Raw genomic sequence first — 18,769 nt, 5'->3', positions numbered from 1 at the left:
TGAAAAATAGAGACTTATTATTAGCTATGGAATGAATGTGATTGTCAGTGCAGCAAAAAAAGCACCTATTGTTTTGATGGATGAACCTTCATCGGCATTAGATACATATAGTGAAAATGCAGTACTTGAAGACTTCGAATCAAGAGCAACATTAAACAGAAAGCCGAGGAAACCACATGCCTAATTACATAATGGATTTAAGGAAGCTCGTAGGGCACAGGACACTTATGCAGTGTGCTGCGAGTATAATAATAGTGAATGAGAATAACCAGATTCTTTTAGGAAAGAGGACGGATAATCACAAATGGGGATATGCCGGGGGTTCTATTGAACTTGATGAGAAGGTAGAGGATTGTGCAAGGAGAGAACTGTATGAGGAGACAGGTCTTGTTGCAGATGAGATAGAGTTCTTTATGGTTAATTCAGGACCAGAGGTGCATTATATATATCCGAATGGAGACGAGGTGTCTAATATAGAGATTATATATGTGTGCAGGCGGTATCATGGAGAATTAAAGAGACAGGAGGAAGAGATTGAGGAACTGAGATTCTTTAATCTGGAGGATATAGATATTGATAACATTTCACCACCGATAAGACCAGTGGTGAAACGGTTCATAGAACAGTATTCTTAACAAATGCTGAGCAGATGAAACACATTTTTTCTGAATTCAATAAGCCCGTCATCGCGCATTTTACCTAGCTCTTTAGAAAGTGCCGTGCGGTCGACATTAAGATAATCGGCAAGCTGCTGGCGGTCAAAAGGAATAGAGAACTCTTCGCATCCTGCTTTTCTTGATTCATTGGATAGATAGATAAGAAGTCTGTCGCGGATGGTCTTAGGAGAAGTGCAGAATATGCGGTTCGAAAGTGTAAGATTCTTCTGGATAGAAATGTGCAGCAGGTTGTTAAGGATAGTGTCTTTGTAATGCACATTTTCAGGCTGGGAGTCCATCAGCTTTCTTATATTAAGAAAAAGTACGACACTTGTTTCAGACGCGACAGCGTCAACCATCAGAGGTTCGCCGCTTAATGCATATGTTTCAGCAAATACCTGTCCGGGAGCAATGTTACTCATAATGGCTTTATTGCCCCACATGTCGATATATTCAATAGTGACCTGTCCTGACGCAACGATTCCGATTTCGTGAACAATGTCTGTGACATGATATATAATTGCTTTTTTGCGGAATTTTCTGGCACGCAGGAAGCCGGCTGAGGTCATTTCTGATATTTCAGCTTCGCTAATGTCTTTAAATACAGGTGATTTAATGATTGCCATAAGCTCTCCTTTTATTATTAGTTAAATCTAAATACATTTCTAATAAATTTTCAAAAATGTGGTTAAAACAACATATTTATTATGCTCATTATATTATTATTTAATCACAAAATCAATTCAGAACATAAGGAGATTAATATAATGATAAGAAGAGTTATTCATATTGATGAGGATAAATGTAATGGCTGTGGAGCTTGCGTGACAGCATGTCATGAGGGGGCAATCGGCTTAGTTGACGGAAAGGCAAGACTTATGAGAGATGATTACTGTGACGGACTTGGAGACTGTCTTCCACAGTGTCCTACAGGAGCAATCACATTTATAGAAAGAGAAGCGGCTGCATATGATGAGGCTGCGGTTCTTGCTAATAAAGCGGCGAAGGAGAAAGCAGCGAAGGAACCACATTTTTCAGGGTGCCCTGGAAGCATGATGAGACAGTTCAACAGACAGGCAGGAAATACAACACAGAATGAGGCAGCAGAACAGGCTGGAGGTACATATGCGGCTCCAGTTGTGCCAGAGTCCCAGCTTGCACAGTGGCCATGCCAGATTAAGCTTGTGCCAGTTAATGCACCTTATTTTGACGGGGCAAAGCTTTTAATCGCTGCAGATTGTACAGCATATGCATATGCCAATATGCATCAGGAATTCATGAAGGGAAAGGTTACTATTATCGGCTGTCCAAAGCTTGATGATGTTGATTACAGCGAAAAGCTCACGCAGATAATGAGTAACAACAATATTAAGAGTGTTACTATTGTGCGAATGGAAGTTCCATGTTGCGGCGGGCTTGAATATGCTGCAAAGACTGCATTACAGAACAGCGGAAAGTTTATTCCATGGCAGGTTGTAACAATTTCGATTGATGGTAAAATCTTAGAGTAACATAATATTTTAATTCTTAAGAAATCTAAAGATTTCTCATTCGTAGATATTTATTTTTGTATTTTAAGATACAGATATAAACATCAGAGGAGGAATCACTATGAAAAGATGGATAAAGAATATTATTATTTTATGTGTAGTGTGTTTAATTGGTGTGACAGCAGCTATTTGGGTAAATGTGGTTAATAAAGAAGAAGTTTCAGGTGAGACTATTGGTATTAATATAGTGCCCGTAAACAGCTTTGTTACTGAACAGGACAGTGAAGATAATCAGAATATCAATTTCAATAGAGAAATTAAAAATATTGTGTGCTGGGGTGATTCCATAACATACGGACTTGGAAGCGGAGAAGCATTTATTGAAAATGAGGATGGCATAATAGACGCTTCTGATTGGGCATATACAGATGCGCTTGCTTATTATAGTGGTATGAATGTCTATAATCTTGGCGTATGCGGAGAAACCTCATATGATATAGCACTCCGTCAGGGTGGTATAAAGATGTACATTGGAAAATCAGTTACAGTTAAACCGGGTAAAAAAGTGAGAGTGAGCATAGTTAATGCAGATGGAGATGGAGTTTCTCTTGAGAACTTTAATGGATATGAAACAAATAATGCTCAGGTAGATAATCTGGTTTATGTTGATGATGTATTATATCAGTTATCTTTCAGCAAAGGTGGAGTGTATATCAGCTTATATGAAGATACAACACGGAGCGTCAAGATTAAGAAAGGTGCAGAAGTAGTAACTAAAGCAGCACACGATATGTCAGCAGATGTACTCATAATTGAAATGGGTAGTAATGGCGGATGGGATGAATATGATGAATTGATATCTCAATATAAGGCAATGATTGCTAATTCAGGAACACAGTGTTATATTATCATTGGCGATACAGATAATCCAGACGAAGCTATAGACAGTGAAAATTATAACAGCAGTAAGGAAGTAGGACTTAATGATACTTTATGGGAAGCTGCGTTAAGGGAAGCATTTGGAGACCATTTTATTAATATGAGAACATATTTAATGCAGAATGCTTTAGATATAACTGGAAAAGAAGCCAACGAAACAGATATAGAAAATCTTTTAGATGGAAGAGTTCCTGACAGTATAAAGTATGATTATACACATCTTAATGGATATGGATATTATGCATATGGTGTAGGTGTATATGAAAAAGGCGTTGAATTAGGTTACTGGTAATCATGGAGAGAAATATGAACGCACAATATGTACGGAAAAGAATCGGAATATATAAGGAACTTGCGATGGTAATTGTGATATCAATTACTATCGCAGTTTTTGCTTCATTAGGAGTGTTTATTGTATGCAGCCATTATGGAGTTATGGTCGATGTAATAGAAGATACATCTGATTATAAGAAAAGATACGATATTCAGGTAATGAATATGGTAAGAGAATTAGACAGCTCACTTGATACTGCAATGGAAGAGATAACTGCCAATAGTGGTGAGGACGAGAAAACAATAGGAGATGCGATGAAGTATCTTCTTGGGAATAACAGAATGCCATTTGCTTCCGATGAAGTAAGTAATATGATAATCACAATAACGAACAGAAATGGACAGGTATTGTGGAAGACTTCGGAAGATGGAGAAATCGTTGATTATAAGAAAAATAAAGTCAGTGTTGACATTTCCCAATATATAACTAATTCATATGACGAAGAAAGTCTTACATATACATTTGTATATACTAAGAGCGTTTCAAAAATGCTTTACTATATTATATTCGAGACAGAGGTTACACCGGAATACCTGTATGCTGATATAAAGCTGAAGCTTATGTGTATTGCGATTAGTTCAGTTATATTTATAATAAGCGTTTTTCTGCTTACAAAGAAAAGAATTGATTATATCAGATATCTGTCAACGGTTGTAGATGAGATATCAAAAGGAAATCTTAATGCCAGCATAGATAAAAAGGGCAATGACGAGATTACTCTTATAGCTGAACAGATTGATGATATGCAGTACAGTCTGAGGAAGATGATGCAGGAGGAGCGTGAGAACGACAGAAAGAATATGGAGCTGATTACCAATCTTTCACATGATATCAAGACGCCAATGACAATAATAACGGGATATCTGGATGTTGTTATAAGTGGCAAGTATTCAACTGATGAGGAGCGAGATGATTATATCCGGAGGGCATTTGGACAGGTTGAAAAGATTAATGTAATGATTCATAAAATCTTCAGGCTTGCAAGAAATGAACAGGTTTCCATGAACGAAGAGAACATGGAAAAATGTAATATTTCATTGCTTCTTAAACAGGATATTCTTGAATTTGACGGAATTGCACAGAAGGAAGGCAAATGCTTTGAAACAGATATACCTAATGAATCAGTGATGATTAATATTAATATTGACAGGATAAGAGAAGTATTTGACAATGTTTTAATGAATTCTATCAAGTATTCATCGGACAATTCAACGATAAATGTGTATATGAGTGAGACACCTGAATCTGTTCATATAAAATTCTGCAACAGGACAGATAGTGATAAAGCACCTGACTGCGAAAGAATATTTGACAAATTCTACAGGGCAGACCATGCAAGAAATTCAAGTATATCCGGCAACGGACTTGGACTTTCGATTGTAAAGGAAACAATAGAAAGCTTTAACGGAAGAGTATGGGCTGAGTATAATGATGGAATATTTGCAATTAATATAGAACTTAAGAAGAATGATATGTGAATCTGATTATGAAATGAGGAGGATATTATGGCATCTGTTTTAGTGGTTGATGATGAAGAAGATATTAGAGAGCTTGTCGGAATCTATATAAAAAATGAGGGCTATCAGGTATATAAGGCGGCTAATGGCAAAGATGCTCTTGATATTATTGATAACATGAGCATAGATATTACGATTCTTGATGTTATGATGGCTGATATGGACGGAATAACCCTCTGTATGGAAATCAGAAAAAAGAGCAATATTCCGATAATTATGCTGTCTGCAAAAGACCAGGATATGGACAAGGTTATAGGTCTTAGTGCAGGTGCAGATGATTATCTTGCAAAACCATTTAACCCGGTTGAGCTTATAGCGAGGGTCAAGGCGCAGCTGAGAAGATATAAGGATTTTAACAATCAGAAACAGAGTAATATATTGGAGTATCTTGACCTTACTATGAATATAGACACTCACAGGGTATTTCTTTCTTCTAAAGAAATACTGCTTACACCAAAGGAATTTGCGATACTTGAGCTTTTATGGAAGAATAAAGGAAATGTTTTCTCAACGGAGCATATATATGATATGCTGTGGAGTGAAGAGGAGGCATATGACATTAATAATGTAATTATGGTGCATATAAGAAATATCCGCTCAAAGATAGAAACAGATTTAAAGAATCCTAAATACATAAAAACTGTATGGGGAGTTGGATATAAGTTTTCGTGATTTAATGTAGAATTAAACATGATAATGTAGTATTATGTTTATACATTTTTATAAATATCTGGAGGACTTATGAAAAAGATTAAAGCACTTATGCCGGAAGCTTATGATTTTAATGGAAAGCTTCCACTGAAACAGGCAATACCGCTTGGACTTCAGCATGTAATGGCAATGTTTGTAGGTAATCTTACACCATTGCTTATTATCACAGGAGCATGCGGAATCGGAGCAGGAAGTGAGTATGCATCGGTTCAGGTTGCACTTTTACAGAATGCGATGATTATCGCCGGTATTGTAACACTTATCCAGTTGTTTTCAATTGGACCTGTTGGTGGCAAGGTACCTATTATTATGGGTACAAGCTCAGGATTTATTGGAGTATTCAGCAGTGTTACCAAGATTATGGGTGGTGGAATATTAGCTTATGGTGCAATTATGGGAGCATCTATTATAGGTGGTCTTTTTGAGACTGTACTTGGAGCATTTATTAAACCATTAAGAAAATTCTTCCCATCAGTAGTAACAGGAACAGTAGTTCTTTCAATTGGATTGTCGCTCATCTCAGTAGGTATCAATTCATTTGGTGGTGGAAGCTCTGCTAAGGATTTTGGTTCATTGGAAAATCTTTTCCTGGCATTTGTTGTGCTTGTAGTTATATTATTTGTTAAGCACTGGACTAAGGGATATCTTAGTTCATCTGCAATTCTTGTTGGAATTATTGTGGGTTATATTGTAGCAATTATTATGGGACTGGTTCTTCCACATACAGCAGTTACAGCTGATGGAGTTGAGTATACTAAATCATGGGTACTTAACTGGAACAAGGTAGCAGAGGCTAAATGGATTGCAATTCCAAAGTTTATGCCAGTTAAGCCTGTGTTTGATTTAAGAGCAATACTTCCTGTACTTGTAATGTTTGTTGTAACAGCAGTAGAGACTGTTGGTGATATTTCAGGCGTTATGGAAGGTGGAATGAGAAGAGAGGCAACAGATAAGGAGCTTTCTGGAGGTGTAATGTGTGATGGCCTTGGTTCAACACTTGCAGCCATGTTTGGTGTGCTTCCTAATACATCATTCAGCCAGAATGTAGGACTTGTTGCAATGACTAAGGTTGTCAACAGAGTTGCACTTGCATCAGGTGCGGTATTCCTTATATTATGTGGACTTATTCCTAAGCTTGGAGCACTTATATCAATCATGCCACAGTCAGTACTTGGTGGTGCAGCAGTTATGATGTTCTCATCAATCATAGTAAGTGGTATCCAGCTTATTACTAAAGAACCACTTGATGCAAGAAGACTTTCAATTGTTTCAGTTGCACTTGGTGTAGGTTATGGAATGGGTGTAAGCCCTGCAATTCTTGAACATACACCACAGGCAGTACAGCTTATGTTTGGTGAGTCAGGTATTGTACCTGCAGCATTTGTGGCAATATTACTTAATGTGATACTTCCTAAGAGCAAACCGGAAAACGAAGCTGCCACACAGGAAAACGAAGTTAACCAAGATACTTCAAAAGACGAGTAATATCGTCCGGAGTATCAATATCATATAGTTCATATTCATCCCGTACAGGAACTAATACAACCTGTGCGGGATATTTTTTTGTTAAGAACCCACCGCCTTTTTTCTCAGGCAGATTTAGAAGCTCATCGTAATATCCCGCGGGGAATATACATGGAGAACCAGCATTTTCATTGTAGGAAAGTCTGCATATCTTATCACCATAATAAAGAAATGTAAGACACAGAAGCTGCAGGCTTGTCTTTGTAATAAGCGGCTGGTCTGATGGCAGGAAAAGGATTCCCTGAGGGCGCGGATTCCCTGAAGAAGCGTTATCTGATAGAATTCTGGTAACTCCAAGCCGGACCATCTCATTTCTGTAGGGCATATCGTGTCGCAGAAAATGTATATTCTTATCTTCACATATATGGACCACTTCATCATGTCGAGTTACTGCAAGTGTCTCACCAAAGCCAGCAAAATGGCTTATAGATACTGCATTTTCAAAAAGAGAGCGTCCATTAAAGTCTGCAATCAGTTTATTAGAGCCGAATCGTTCTGACATACCGGAAGCCATAATAATGCATGAAATCGGTTCAAATGTGCTGTCAATATCAATAACAAGAACATCTTTCCTGTTACAGATTCTGTTTAGAAATTCTGTGGATTGTTTTCTGATTACAGCTAAAACATGTGAATTATCAAGCAGTTTTTCAACAGCCTTCTGAAATTGGATACAAGAGCTTTCAAGATAACCAAGCTCATCAATAATGAATAACTTTTCAGGAGTTGTATCAAGATGTGTATCAATGGCAGGAATTGCACAATTAATAAAACCGCTTTCAGTAATTGTCATATTATTGCCTTTAGATGCAGGATTAATTCCGGATGTACGTGGTACACCAATCACGAATTCTTTATTGTCAGCAACAAGATTAGATTTAATGACAACCTGTGGTGTATCCGTTCTATGACTCTGTAACAGATTGAAAGAATCGGACATATGTTTTAACATATTATTAACAAGATGCGATTTACCACTGCCGCGGCTGCCTGTTATAAAAATGTGTTTTCTGCCGGTCATCCTGAAAAATGTAATTACGGCTTCTGCGTCCAAATAACAATTATTCATAAACCTCCTCCTATTACAAAGCAAGAACTATTCTGTGTACATTTCCCCTTGCATCAGTACATTCCGTAACATTGATATTATCATATATAAGAGACATTTTCTCATTGATTTCTGAAAGACTGGCTGTATGTACATCAATATCTGAAACAATTTTCCCGTTTTTCATAAGAAGAATCCTGTCGCAGTACTCAAGTGCCAGTTCAGGACTGTGTATGCACATGAGGGCACATTTGTTATCGGAAATAATATTCCGGATATGTTTCATAAGCATATGGCGGTTAGAGAAATCAAGTGCACTGTCTGGCTCATCAAGAAGCAAAAGTGCTGAATCTTCTATAAGTGTGCGTGCAAGTATGCATAACTGCTTCTGGCCTTCGCTTAATGTGAGAAAATCTGTATCATATAATCCGGCAAGTCCCACGGAATCAATAGCTTTATCAGCACGGTATCTCATGTCTGAGTTATACGATTCAAGCATGCGAAGCTGTGGATTAAAGCCAAGCAGACACACTTCTCTTACAGTCATACTTATGCTTATTCCGGTTCTTTGTGGAATGTAGCTTATCATGCCGGCTCTTTTCCTGACAGACATACTTTCAAGCTGAAGCTCACCGAGCATGCATTTTCCGCTATGCTTAACAAAATTCATAACAGCTCTTATAAGAGAGGTTTTTCCGCAGCCGTTATTACCGATAATTGCTGTAAGCTGTCCAGGCTGAATGTTAAAGCTTACATTCTGGACAGCACATTTGCTTCCATAATATACTGATACATCTGAAACATATAATTCAGGATTGAATAAATCGGACATTATACAACCTCCTTTTTATTAGCTTTGATAAGCAGGATTATAAGCAGCGGTGCACCAAGGAGTGATGTAAATATGCTTACAGGAAGTTCTGATGAGGATACACTTCTTGCAAATATATCAGCAAGTGTCATGATGATGGCACCAGCCAGTCCGCTTGATAAGTATGTGAATCTGTCATTGCGTCTTGTAAGTAATCTGGCAATGTGTGGTGCAATAAGTCCAATAAAGCTGATAAGTCCTGTTACACATATAATTGATGATACGATTAATGTTGCAATCATTAATATGATAAAACGCAGAACTGTGACGTTGACACCGAGAGCGGCAGCTTCATCCTCATTTATCGAGAGAATGAGAATCTGTCTGTATAATAAAGTCATGATTATAAAGCCTGCACATGTTACAAAGAAAGGAATAGCAAGGCTGTCCTTTGAAACACCGTTAAGGCTTCCCATGATCCAGTATTCAATAGAAGCAAGCTGTTTTTCAGGATCTGCAGCAAGTTTGAGAAACATAAGAATTGTCTGTGCTACAGAATGAATGGCAATACCAGCAAGTACAATTGTGTAACTGTTTCTGCCGGGAACAAGATAAGCCACAAGTAATGTGATTATAAGGGCAATTATTCCTCCGGCAAATGCGGATATTGATACAACAGGGGTTAAAGACGAAACCGCAACTATAGCAAAAGCTGCGCCGGCACTTGCACCGGAAGAAACACCGACAACATCAGGTGATGCCAGTGGATTTTTAAATATCATCTGATATACATAACCAGATATTGAAAGGCCAAAGCCTCCGATAATACCCATAATGGCGCGTGGAAGTCTTAGTCTTTTAAAGACCATAATTGACATAGTGTCCCCTGACAGCAGTCCTTTTAATGTGAGTGGATACTGTCCGGTAAGAACTGACCATGTAAACACTGCTATAAGAAGCAGTGCCCACATGACAGATAATAGTATAATTTTGTTCCGGTAATTATTAATATTCTTGAACATAAATCATCCTTAATTATTTTGCAGGTGTAAATCCATAAAAGCTTTCATAGAATTTAGTTACACAAGTCTCATAGAAATCTTTAGTTACCTTTTCCGGGTGAAGAACAGAAGCAATGTATATACTTCCAAGGAAGCTTCCAGGAACTGGAGAATCCCATGCTTCAATATTGTTAGGAAGCTTTACTACATTTTTGTTCTTAACAGCATTGCAGCCGGCAAGATTAGCATCGTTTAAGATATCATCGACTGTATATGTTGCATCAGCAGCGATAACGATGTAATCAGGGTTCCATGCAAGAATCTGCTCGTAAGAAACATTTGCCCAGTAAGTATCTGTAAGTTCAGAAGCAACATTTTTACCACCTGCGTTAGTAAGCAGAGTATTCTGATACATCTTGCTTCCGGCAGTTGAGAGAACAGAGCTGTTACCTGCAAGGTATACAGATGGTGTATTTCCGCCAGAAACATTAGTCTTGTTATCAGCTAAAAATGTCTTGATTGAATTATTAAGTGCTTCAGCACGTCCGGCATTGTTAGTAATCTTTCCAACAAGGGTTATACATTCCTCTAAAAGTGACTGGTCTTCCGGATTCACAACAACAGCCTTGATTCCAAGGCTTTCAAGAGTATCAGCTGTTTTCTTTAATTTCATTGGAAGAAATACAACATCAGGTGTAGCAGCTACACATGCTTCTGTATTAAATTCCTTGGCTGTTCCCATGTTAGGAAGGCTTACGATTGCAGGAGCTGCAAGCTTGTAAATATTTCTTGTGTTAGCCTTGGCTTCAATTCCAACGAGTTTATCCTGTAATCCAAGTGCAAGAAGAAGGCTTGTTGAAATGTAGTAAGATGATGCAATCTTTTCTGGAGCCTTTTCAAATGTTACGGTTCTACCAGCCTGGTCAGTAACAGTAAGAGGATAGCTTACGCCAATCTCATTAAACTGAGACATTACGTCAAATGCTGAAGTAGTAGCTTCTTCTGTGCCCTTATCAGAAGTTGTAGAATTGCCGCATGCTGCTAATGAAAAAAGCATGAGTATTGCTAAAAAGAGGGCGGTAAATCTTTTAAAATTCTTCATGTTAAAATCCTTTCTGCGAATTGGTTTGTGGAGGTTTGTTAGAACGGACGCCACGAAAATTGTTGAGTTCAACGCAGGACACGCTTTCGCTGCTTGTCGCTCGCAGCGGTACTAGGTTCGCGGGAATTTGTTGTCACTTCGTGCCAACTATTCCCGCTTACCAAGTACCGGCGGCTCCAAAGCATCCTGCGTTGGACTCAACAATTTTTCGTGGCTGTTGTTCTAAATATCTCAAAAAACAATCCTCATAAATTATATTAGCGAATGAATTTTATCAGATTGACAAGGGTTTTACAAGCCGTTATATTTATATAAGGAAAGAGAATGAGATTATTTATCAATTTAGTAGTGAAGGATGACAGACAGGTTGTGGCGGGCACAGACCCGATGCCAGCAGGCGAGGGCTCGATTTGCAGCGTGCTGTGTGGGAGTTATGCCGCCATGTGCTTAAAGGTGTGTGCAGAAAATCTCGTTCAAGCGTAGCGCGTTTGATTTTCTGCACACTAATAGGCTTTGCAGATGGCGGCATCTACTCCCACTAAGCTAAGCTGCCATGAGAGCCATCACCTGCAGGTAACGGGTCTGCGCCCGCCACAACCGTCCGTTGTTCATATCACTAATAAATAGATTGGAGTTTTTATGCTTACTATACAGAATTATAAGAAAGTAGAAAGCCTTGAAGAAGCCTATGAGCTTAATCAGAAGAAAGCTAACCGTATTGTCGGCGGCATGATGTGGATGCGTATGGGCGACAACAGAATGAATACAGCTATTGATATGTCAGGGCTTGGACTTGATAAGATTGAAGAATCAGATGAAGAATTTAAGATTGGCTGTATGACTACTTTAAGACAGTTAGAAGTTCATGAGAGTTTTAATGAATATACAGATGGCTGTGCTAAGGAGGCTTTAAGGCATATTGTAGGTGTGCAGTTCAGAAATCTTGCAACAGTTGGTGGAAGTATATATGGAAGATATGGATTTTCTGATGTGCTTACGCTTTTAATCGGACTGGATTCTTATGTAGAACTATACAAGGGAGGCATTGTTCCATTAACTGAGTATGCTGACCGTGATTATGACAGGGACATTGTTGTTAATATTATTGTTAAGAAAAGACCGGTGAATATGTTTTATGAAGCAGTGAGAATAACAGAAACAGATCTGCCGGTGCTTACATGTGCAGGAGTAAAGTTTAAAGATACTGGAGTCTGCAATATCTGCATAGGTGCAAGGCCGGGAAGAGCAATTGTTGTTAAAGATACAGAAGGAATACTTGCAGGCGGTATTAACGAGAAGTCGGTAGAAGAATTCAGTACATTTGTTAAGAAAAATGTGCCTACAGCGGGCAATATGAGAGGAAGTGCTGAGTATAGAAGTCATCTTTCAGGCGTTCTTGCAGGCAGGGCACTTCAGAATATTAACAGAGATTAATTGGTGATTACGGATTGGAGAATATATGTTAGTTGATATTAAGTTGAATGGAAAATCTGTTAAAGCAGATATTACGGCAGACATGACACTCTATGAATTCGTGAGAGAGCATGGCTGTTACAGCGTAAAATGTGGCTGTGAAACATCTAACTGTGGCTTATGTACAGTATTTCTTAATGATAAGCCTGTCCTTTCATGTTCAGTTCTTGCAGCAAGAGCAGACAAATGCAGTGTTACAACACTCGAAGGATTACAGGAGGAGGCGTCTGAATTTGTCACATTTATAGCAGATCAGGGAGCAGAGCAGTGTGGATTCTGTAATCCGGGATTTGTTATGAATGCATTGGCACTTTTCAGAGAGAATCCTTATCCTGATGAAGAGGAGATAAAGGAGTTCCTTTCAGGAAATCTGTGCAGATGTTCAGGTTATGAGGGACAGTTAAGAGGAATTATGAATTTCCTTGAGGCAAAGAAAGCAAAGGAGGCTGAATAGATGAAGTCGGTTAATAAAGCTATCAGAAAGAAAGATGCGATGGAACTGCTTCTTGGAAAGCCGGTGTATACAGATGATATTGCACCTAAGGACTGCCTTGTTGTAAAGCTTCTGCGCTCACCATATGCCAACGCATTTGTAAAGAATATTAATACTGATATTGCGATGAAGGTGCCGGGAATAGAAGCAATATTTACATATAAAGATGTTGACCAGAATATGAAAAGATTCACATGTGCAGGTCAGACATATCCTGAGCCAAGTCCTTATGACAGGCTTATTCTTGATAAGCATGTAAGATTCATAGGTGATCCGGTTGCCATTGTTGCAGGTGCTGATGAACGCTGTGTTGATAAGGCAATGAAGCTTATTAAGACAGAATATGAAGTACTTGAACCATTGCTTGATTTCACTAAGGCAAAGGATAATGAGATTCTTGTACATCCAGAGGATAACTGGGAGGCATTATGTCCGGTTGGAGCTGATAATAAAAGAAATCTGTGTGCGCATGATGAGAGCGGCAACGGAGATATCGATAAGGTACTAGACGAGTGTGATATTGTGATTGACAGGACATATCATACTAAGGCATGCCAGCAGAGCATGATGGAGACTTTCAGAACTTTCTGTACAATAGATACTTATGGAAGACTTCATGTCGTAAGTTCTACACAGATAGTATTCCATTGCAGGAGAATTATTTCACATGCACTTGGAATATCGCCATCTAAGATAAGAGTTACCAAGCCAAGAATCGGAGGCGGATTTGGAGCAAAGCAGACATCTGTGTCAGAGATATATCCTGCATTTGTTACATGGAAGACCAAGAAACCGTCTAAGATTATATTTTCAAGGGAAGAAACACAGTCAGCTTCATCACCAAGACATGAGATGCAGATGCATGTAAGACTTGGTGCAACTAAGGATGGTATTGTAAAAGGAATTGATTTATACACATTATCTAATACAGGTGCATATGGCGAGCATGGGCCTACAACAGTAGGTCTTTCTGGACACAAGTCAATTCCATTATATGGAAAGGCAGAGGCGTTCCGTTTTGTAAGTGATGTTGTATATACTAATATAATGTCAGCGGGTGCTTACAGAGGTTATGGTGCGACACAGGGTCTTTTTGCAGTTGAGTCGGCTGTAAATGAACTGGCAGACAAACTTCATATGGACCCGTTTGAAATCAGATTTAAGAACATAGTAAAAGAGGGCGATGTAATGCCTGCTTACTATGGACAGGTTAATACAAGCTGTGCACTTGACAGATGTCTTGCAAAGGTCAAAGAGATGATTAAATGGGATGAGAAATATCCTATGAGAAAGATTTCTGATACTAAGGCACGTTTTGTCGGAATGGGCATGGCAATGCAGGGCTCAGGTATATCAGGAGTTGATGTCGGCAGTGCGACACTAAAGCTTAATGATGAAGGTGTATATACTATGAACATCGGAGCTGCTGATATGGGAACAGGCTGTGATACAATACTTGCACAGATTGCAGCAGAGGTTCTTGAATGCAGCACAGACGATATAAGTGTATTTGGTGCAGATACTGACATATCACCTTATGATTCAGGTTCATACGCATCAAGTACAACATATGTAACTGGTAAGGCTGTTGAAAAATGTGCATTAGAGCTTAGAGACAGAATCGAAAAGCTTGGTGCTAAGATGTTAGGCTGCGAGAAATGTGATGTCACATTTGACGGAAAGAAAGTAATATGCGAATCAGGTGAGAACAAGGATAAATGTGTAACCCTGGCCGATATATCAACAGCATCCATGTGTGGTAATGATATAGCACTTTCAGTTACCAATACACATACATCACCTATTTCACCACCACCATTCATGGTTGGAGCAGCGGAGGTCGAGGTTGACCTTCTCACAGGTGAGAGCCGTGTTGTTGAGTATGACGCATGTGTTGATTGTGGAACACCTGTTAATCCTAACCTTGCAAGAGTACAGGCAGAGGGTGGTATCTTACAGGGAATTGGAATGACAATGTCAGAGAATATCACATATTCAGATAAAGGCAAGCTGTATGAGAACTCATTTTTACAGTACAAGATTCCATCAAGAATGGATATTGGACATATTAATGTTGAGTTTGAGAGCAGTTACGAGAATGCAGGTCCTTTTGGTGCTAAATCAATCGGAGAGGTTGTAATTAATACACCGCTTCCTGCAATTACAGATGCATTAAGCCATGCGGCAGGAAAGAGATTTTACGAGCTTCCTATAACTCCTGACCAGATTGCAATGGCAAGACAGAAGTGATTATTTTGAGGAAATGAATGAAAGAAGAGATTAAATTATCAGATCATTTTGGATATAGGAAACTCATGAGATTCACAATGCCATCAATTGTTATGCTGATATTTACATCTATATATGGCGTTGTTGATGGCTTGTTTGTTTCTAACTTTGTAGGTAAAACTTCATTTGCAGCAGTTAATCTGATTATGCCGGTGCTTATGATTCTTGGCTGCGTCGGATTTATGTTTGGAACAGGTGGTGGCGCACTTATTGCAATGTCACTTGGAGAGGGAAAGAAAGAGAAGGCAAGCCACATATTCTCGTTTATAGTGGCATTTTCAGCAATATGCGGTATTGTATTAGGACTTCTTGGTATTATATTGATAAGACCTGTTGCCATGATGCTTGGTGCAGAAGGAAAGCTTCTTAGTGACTGTGTATTATATGGAAGAATTATTCTTGCGGCATTACCTTTTTATATATTGCAGTTTGAGTTTCAGTGTCTGTTTGCAACAGCGGGAAAGCCTAAGCTTGGTCTGTATGTGACTGTGGCAGCAGGTGTTACCAATATGGCGCTTGATGCACTTTTTGTTGCAGGATTCAGATGGGGGCTTGTCGGTGCGGCACTTGCAACTTCGATGAGTGAGCTTGTTGGAGGTGCAATTCCGGTTGTGTATTTTATGAAAAAGAACACAAGCCTTTTAAGATTAACAAAGTTCAGATTTGATATCAGAATACTTGGTAAAGCAGCATCTAACGGTGCGTCTGAATTCATGAATAATGTGTCAGCGTCTTTAGTAAGTATGCTTTACAATATGCAGTTGATGAAATATGCCGGAGAAAATGGAATTGCAGCTTATGGTGTTGTTATGTATGTCAATTTCATATTTCAGGCAATATTCATGGGATACTCAGTAGGAAGTGCACCTATTGTCGGATTTAATTATGGCTCTGGTAATAAAAAAGAATTAAAGAGTATTCTTGGAAAAGGTATAAGAATTATCGTTGTTGGAGCATTTACAATGTTTGTGCTGGGACAGGTTCTTGCAAGACCGCTTGCGCAGGTGTTTGTCGGGTATGATAAGGAATTATTCGACATAACTGTTGCAGGTTTCATGATTTTTTCATGTTCGTTTCTGTTTTCAGGCTTCCCGATATTAGGTTCGTCATTCTTCACAGCACTTAGTGATGGCCTTACATCAGCATTGATATCGTTTCTTAGGACCCTTGTATTTCAGGTGACAGCAGTGCTTATTCTGCCTGTGTTTTTCAAGCTTACAGGTGTGTGGATGTCAGTAGTTGTGGCAGAATTTCTTGCTATGATTGCAACCATAATTTTCCTTGTTGCGAAGAAGAAAAAATATGGGTATTAAGTACTAAAAGCGATTGACCGCAATGCTTAGTGATGATAGAATTATTTCTTATAATATGACAGATAATTTACTTACGAAAGGAATCATTACTATGAATTTTCTTGAAGAAAGAATTATGAAGGACGGAGTTGTCAAAGAAGGCAACATTCTTAAAGTAGACAGTTTTCTTAATCATCAGATGGATGTTAAGCTTTTCAAGCAGATGGGCGAAGAATTTAAGAGAAGATTTGCCGGAAAGAATATTAATAAGATTATAACAATTGAGGCTTCAGGAATTGGTATTGCATGTATAGTTGCAGAATGCTTTGATGTACCGGTTGTATTTGCAAAGAAGTCACAGAGTGTCAATATTGATGGTGATGTGTATTCTGCGGAAGTTGAATCATTTACACATAAGTGCAAGAATCAGGTTCTTATATCTAAGAAGTTTGTAGGTCCAGAGGATCATGTACTTATTATTGATGATTTTCTTGCAAATGGCTGTGCACTTCAGGGACTTATATCTATTGTCAATCAGGCAGGCGGAACTGTTGAAGGTATTGGAATCGCAGTTGAGAAGGGCTTCCAGCAGGGAGGACAGATTATCCGTAACCTTGGATACCAGCTGGAATCTCTGGCTATTGTTGATGGAATGAATGCTGCAGATGGCAGTATTAATTTCAGAGAGGAGTAATCATGAATGAATATCAGTTTTTTTCACCAGTAGATGTCGTATTTGGATGCGGAAGTCTTTCTAAGCTTCATACTCTTAAGATGCCAGGAAAGAAAGCACTTCTTGTTATAAGCAATGGAAAGTCTGCAAGGATGAATGGTTCACTTGACAGAACAATAGATGAACTTAAACAGGCTGATGTTTCATATGTGCTTTATAACGGAATAGGAGCTAATCCGCTGAAGTCAGCAGTTGAAGAAGGTGCAAGAATTGGTCGCAAGAATGGAGTTGACTTTGTTGTTGCTTTAGGCGGTGGTTCAGTTATGGATGCGGCTAAGAATATGGCAATGTTCATTCCACAGCCATCAGATAATCTGTGGGATTATGCTAACAGTCCATCAGGTGGAAAGATGACACCTCCTAATGAGATGCTTCCATGGATTGCAATTACTACATCAGCAGGAACAGGCTCAGAGGTTGATACTATCGGAGTAATTTCTAATCCTGATACTAATGAAAAGATTGGTATTGGTGGAATGGCGGGGATGTTTGCAAAGTATGCAATTGTTGACCCTGAGCTTATGAAAACAGTTCCACCGAAATTCACTGCATATCAGGGATTTGATGCACTTTTCCATTCATTGGAAGGGTATATAAGCAACAAACATAATATTATGGGAGATATGATTCAGCGTGCCGCGATTGAAAATATCGGACATTATCTTGCAAGAGCAGTTAAGGATGGCAATGATATTGAGGCAAGAGAACATGTTGCATACGCTAATACAATGTCTGGCTATTCAATGGTTGTAACATCATGTATATCAGAACATTCTATGGAGCATGCAATGAGTGCATATCACCCTGAACTTCCTCATGGAGCAGGACTTATCATGCTGTCTAAGGAGTACTTCACATTCTGGATTAATAAGCATGTATGTGATGAACGCTTCATTGATATGGCACATTTTCTTGGAATGAAAGATGCGTCTAAACCGGAAGATTTCATCACAGCACTTCTTGAATTACAGAAGGCATGTGGAGTTGATGACCTTAAGATGTCTGATTACGGAATAAAGAAGGAAGAAGCAATGACACTTGCCAAGAACGCAAGGGCAACAATGATGAGATTGTTCGTAAGAGACCCTCAGGAAACTACTGATGAAGAGATTGCGGGTATATACGAGAGGGCGTATAGATAATATTTATTAATTATAGGTATAATATTCACATGATGAATGTTGTACCTTTTTTAATAAAAATGAGATATTTCTAGTGTTTAGATAATATACATTGACATATATAATTATATATGATATTAATATATTTAAAGAATGAAATCTTTTCTAAAGTAACATGGTGTTGATTGCTTCAATAATCAACACCAGTTGCTTATCAAAGCTGGATATTCATAGA

The 18,769-nt window shown here is 38.6% G+C and carries 18 protein-coding genes; 13 read left to right on the top strand and 5 right to left on the bottom strand.

Features of this window, described 5'->3' with window-relative positions:
* The first annotated feature begins 37 nt into the window (after positions 1-37).
* Together EUBELI_RS14360 and EUBELI_RS07300 are read left to right on the top strand one after the other, a co-directional pair.
* Entirely contained in the window at positions 38-184 is a 147-nt protein-coding gene (locus EUBELI_RS14360; protein WP_207643828.1) for a hypothetical protein, read from the top strand.
* On the top strand, positions 177-635 hold the full coding sequence (locus EUBELI_RS07300; RefSeq protein ID WP_012739735.1) for an NUDIX hydrolase: 459 nt from the start codon (positions 177-179) through the stop codon (positions 633-635). The genes EUBELI_RS14360 and EUBELI_RS07300 overlap by 8 nt, the downstream gene beginning before the upstream one ends.
* On the opposite strand, the gene EUBELI_RS07295 is transcribed toward EUBELI_RS07300, so the two are convergent.
* Entirely contained in the window at positions 632-1,282 is a 651-nt protein-coding gene (locus tag EUBELI_RS07295) for a Crp/Fnr family transcriptional regulator (protein ID WP_012739734.1), read from the bottom strand. The two genes, EUBELI_RS07300 and EUBELI_RS07295, sit on opposite strands and share 4 nt — an antisense overlap.
* A gap of 141 nt (positions 1,283-1,423) precedes the next feature.
* Between EUBELI_RS07295 and EUBELI_RS07290 the strand changes: the two genes are divergently transcribed.
* The 5 genes from EUBELI_RS07290 to EUBELI_RS07270 all read left to right on the top strand — a co-directional run bounded on the left by EUBELI_RS07290 (position 1,424) and on the right by EUBELI_RS07270 (position 7,132).
* The gene (locus EUBELI_RS07290; RefSeq protein ID WP_041688197.1) at positions 1,424-2,167 is read left to right on the top strand and encodes an ATP-binding protein; all 744 of its coding nucleotides are present in this window, start codon (positions 1,424-1,426) and stop codon (positions 2,165-2,167) included.
* 100 nt (positions 2,168-2,267) lie between these two features.
* The gene (locus EUBELI_RS14640; RefSeq protein ID WP_012739732.1) at positions 2,268-3,377 is read left to right on the top strand and encodes an SGNH/GDSL hydrolase family protein; all 1,110 of its coding nucleotides are present in this window, start codon (positions 2,268-2,270) and stop codon (positions 3,375-3,377) included.
* Between the two features lie 14 nt (positions 3,378-3,391).
* Positions 3,392-4,897, top strand: coding sequence for a sensor histidine kinase (locus EUBELI_RS07280; protein WP_041688195.1), 1,506 nt, complete (start codon positions 3,392-3,394; stop codon positions 4,895-4,897).
* Positions 4,898-4,921: 24 nt separating this feature from the next.
* Complete coding sequence (locus tag EUBELI_RS07275; RefSeq protein WP_408606598.1) at positions 4,922-5,608, top strand: response regulator transcription factor; 687 nt, start codon at positions 4,922-4,924, stop codon at positions 5,606-5,608.
* A 69-nt stretch (positions 5,609-5,677) separates the two neighbouring features.
* Positions 5,678-7,132 (top strand): uracil-xanthine permease family protein, encoded by a 1,455-nt coding sequence (locus tag EUBELI_RS07270; protein ID WP_012739729.1) that lies wholly within the window; start codon positions 5,678-5,680, stop codon positions 7,130-7,132.
* Here the strand turns inward: EUBELI_RS07270 and EUBELI_RS07265 are convergent.
* From EUBELI_RS07265 to EUBELI_RS07250, 4 genes are read right to left on the bottom strand one after another with little or no spacing between them, the layout of a single operon-like run.
* A complete protein-coding gene (locus EUBELI_RS07265) occupies positions 7,104-8,240 on the bottom strand; it encodes an NTP transferase domain-containing protein (protein ID WP_012739728.1) in 1,137 nt (378 codons plus the stop codon). The genes EUBELI_RS07270 and EUBELI_RS07265 overlap by 29 nt on opposite strands.
* Positions 8,241-8,253: 13 nt before the next feature.
* On the bottom strand, positions 8,254-9,051 hold the full coding sequence (locus EUBELI_RS07260) for an ABC transporter ATP-binding protein (protein ID WP_012739727.1): 798 nt from the start codon (positions 9,049-9,051) through the stop codon (positions 8,254-8,256).
* Positions 9,051-10,052: a FecCD family ABC transporter permease gene (locus EUBELI_RS07255; RefSeq protein WP_012739726.1), complete on the bottom strand. Its 1,002-nt coding sequence runs from the start codon at positions 10,050-10,052 to the stop codon at positions 9,051-9,053. The genes EUBELI_RS07260 and EUBELI_RS07255 overlap by 1 nt, the downstream gene beginning before the upstream one ends.
* A 13-nt stretch (positions 10,053-10,065) precedes the next feature.
* The gene (locus tag EUBELI_RS07250) at positions 10,066-11,133 is read right to left on the bottom strand and encodes an ABC transporter substrate-binding protein (protein ID WP_012739725.1); all 1,068 of its coding nucleotides are present in this window, start codon (positions 11,131-11,133) and stop codon (positions 10,066-10,068) included.
* Between the two features lie 639 nt (positions 11,134-11,772).
* Here EUBELI_RS07250 and EUBELI_RS07245 point away from each other — a divergent pair.
* The 6 genes from EUBELI_RS07245 to EUBELI_RS07220 all read left to right on the top strand — a co-directional run bounded on the left by EUBELI_RS07245 (position 11,773) and on the right by EUBELI_RS07220 (position 18,555).
* A complete protein-coding gene (locus EUBELI_RS07245; RefSeq protein ID WP_012739722.1) occupies positions 11,773-12,567 on the top strand; it encodes an FAD binding domain-containing protein in 795 nt (264 codons plus the stop codon).
* 25 nt (positions 12,568-12,592) lie between these two features.
* Positions 12,593-13,060: a (2Fe-2S)-binding protein gene (locus tag EUBELI_RS07240; protein ID WP_012739721.1), complete on the top strand. Its 468-nt coding sequence runs from the start codon at positions 12,593-12,595 to the stop codon at positions 13,058-13,060.
* The gene (locus tag EUBELI_RS07235) at positions 13,061-15,349 is read left to right on the top strand and encodes a xanthine dehydrogenase family protein molybdopterin-binding subunit (RefSeq protein ID WP_012739720.1); all 2,289 of its coding nucleotides are present in this window, start codon (positions 13,061-13,063) and stop codon (positions 15,347-15,349) included.
* 17 nt (positions 15,350-15,366) lie between these two features.
* A complete protein-coding gene (locus EUBELI_RS07230; protein ID WP_012739719.1) occupies positions 15,367-16,701 on the top strand; it encodes an MATE family efflux transporter in 1,335 nt (444 codons plus the stop codon).
* A 91-nt stretch (positions 16,702-16,792) separates the two neighbouring features.
* Entirely contained in the window at positions 16,793-17,374 is a 582-nt protein-coding gene (locus EUBELI_RS07225; protein ID WP_041688693.1) for a xanthine phosphoribosyltransferase, read from the top strand.
* A gap of 2 nt (positions 17,375-17,376) precedes the next feature.
* Positions 17,377-18,555: an iron-containing alcohol dehydrogenase gene (locus EUBELI_RS07220; RefSeq protein ID WP_012739717.1), complete on the top strand. Its 1,179-nt coding sequence runs from the start codon at positions 17,377-17,379 to the stop codon at positions 18,553-18,555.
* Positions 18,556-18,769: the final 214 nt, after the last annotated feature.

The sequence above is a fragment of the [Eubacterium] eligens ATCC 27750 genome (genome assembly GCF_000146185.1).
Taxonomy (GTDB): Bacteria; Bacillota; Clostridia; order Lachnospirales; family Lachnospiraceae; genus Lachnospira; species Lachnospira eligens.
This window is presented reverse-complemented; position numbering and strand designations above follow the sequence as displayed.

Excerpts from the sequence above, each read along its gene's own strand:
- EUBELI_RS07300 (WP_012739735.1), top strand. The coding sequence starts at position 177 with ATGCCTAATTACATAATGGATTTAAGGAAGCTCGTAGGGCACAGGACA.
- EUBELI_RS07295 (WP_012739734.1), bottom strand. The coding sequence starts at position 1,282 with ATGGCAATCATTAAATCACCTGTATTTAAAGACATTAGCGAAGCTGAA.
- EUBELI_RS07290 (WP_041688197.1), top strand. The coding sequence starts at position 1,424 with ATGATAAGAAGAGTTATTCATATTGATGAGGATAAATGTAATGGCTGT.
- EUBELI_RS14640 (WP_012739732.1), top strand. The coding sequence starts at position 2,268 with ATGAAAAGATGGATAAAGAATATTATTATTTTATGTGTAGTGTGTTTA.
- EUBELI_RS07280 (WP_041688195.1), top strand. The coding sequence starts at position 3,392 with ATGAACGCACAATATGTACGGAAAAGAATCGGAATATATAAGGAACTT.
- EUBELI_RS07270 (WP_012739729.1), top strand. The coding sequence starts at position 5,678 with ATGAAAAAGATTAAAGCACTTATGCCGGAAGCTTATGATTTTAATGGA.
- EUBELI_RS07265 (WP_012739728.1), bottom strand. The coding sequence starts at position 8,240 with ATGAATAATTGTTATTTGGACGCAGAAGCCGTAATTACATTTTTCAGG.
- EUBELI_RS07260 (WP_012739727.1), bottom strand. The coding sequence starts at position 9,051 with ATGTCCGATTTATTCAATCCTGAATTATATGTTTCAGATGTATCAGTA.
- EUBELI_RS07255 (WP_012739726.1), bottom strand. The coding sequence starts at position 10,052 with ATGTTCAAGAATATTAATAATTACCGGAACAAAATTATACTATTATCT.
- EUBELI_RS07250 (WP_012739725.1), bottom strand. The coding sequence starts at position 11,133 with ATGAAGAATTTTAAAAGATTTACCGCCCTCTTTTTAGCAATACTCATG.
- EUBELI_RS07245 (WP_012739722.1), top strand. The coding sequence starts at position 11,773 with ATGCTTACTATACAGAATTATAAGAAAGTAGAAAGCCTTGAAGAAGCC.
- EUBELI_RS07240 (WP_012739721.1), top strand. The coding sequence starts at position 12,593 with ATGTTAGTTGATATTAAGTTGAATGGAAAATCTGTTAAAGCAGATATT.
- EUBELI_RS07235 (WP_012739720.1), top strand. The coding sequence starts at position 13,061 with ATGAAGTCGGTTAATAAAGCTATCAGAAAGAAAGATGCGATGGAACTG.
- EUBELI_RS07230 (WP_012739719.1), top strand. The coding sequence starts at position 15,367 with ATGAAAGAAGAGATTAAATTATCAGATCATTTTGGATATAGGAAACTC.
- EUBELI_RS07225 (WP_041688693.1), top strand. The coding sequence starts at position 16,793 with ATGAATTTTCTTGAAGAAAGAATTATGAAGGACGGAGTTGTCAAAGAA.
- EUBELI_RS07220 (WP_012739717.1), top strand. The coding sequence starts at position 17,377 with ATGAATGAATATCAGTTTTTTTCACCAGTAGATGTCGTATTTGGATGC.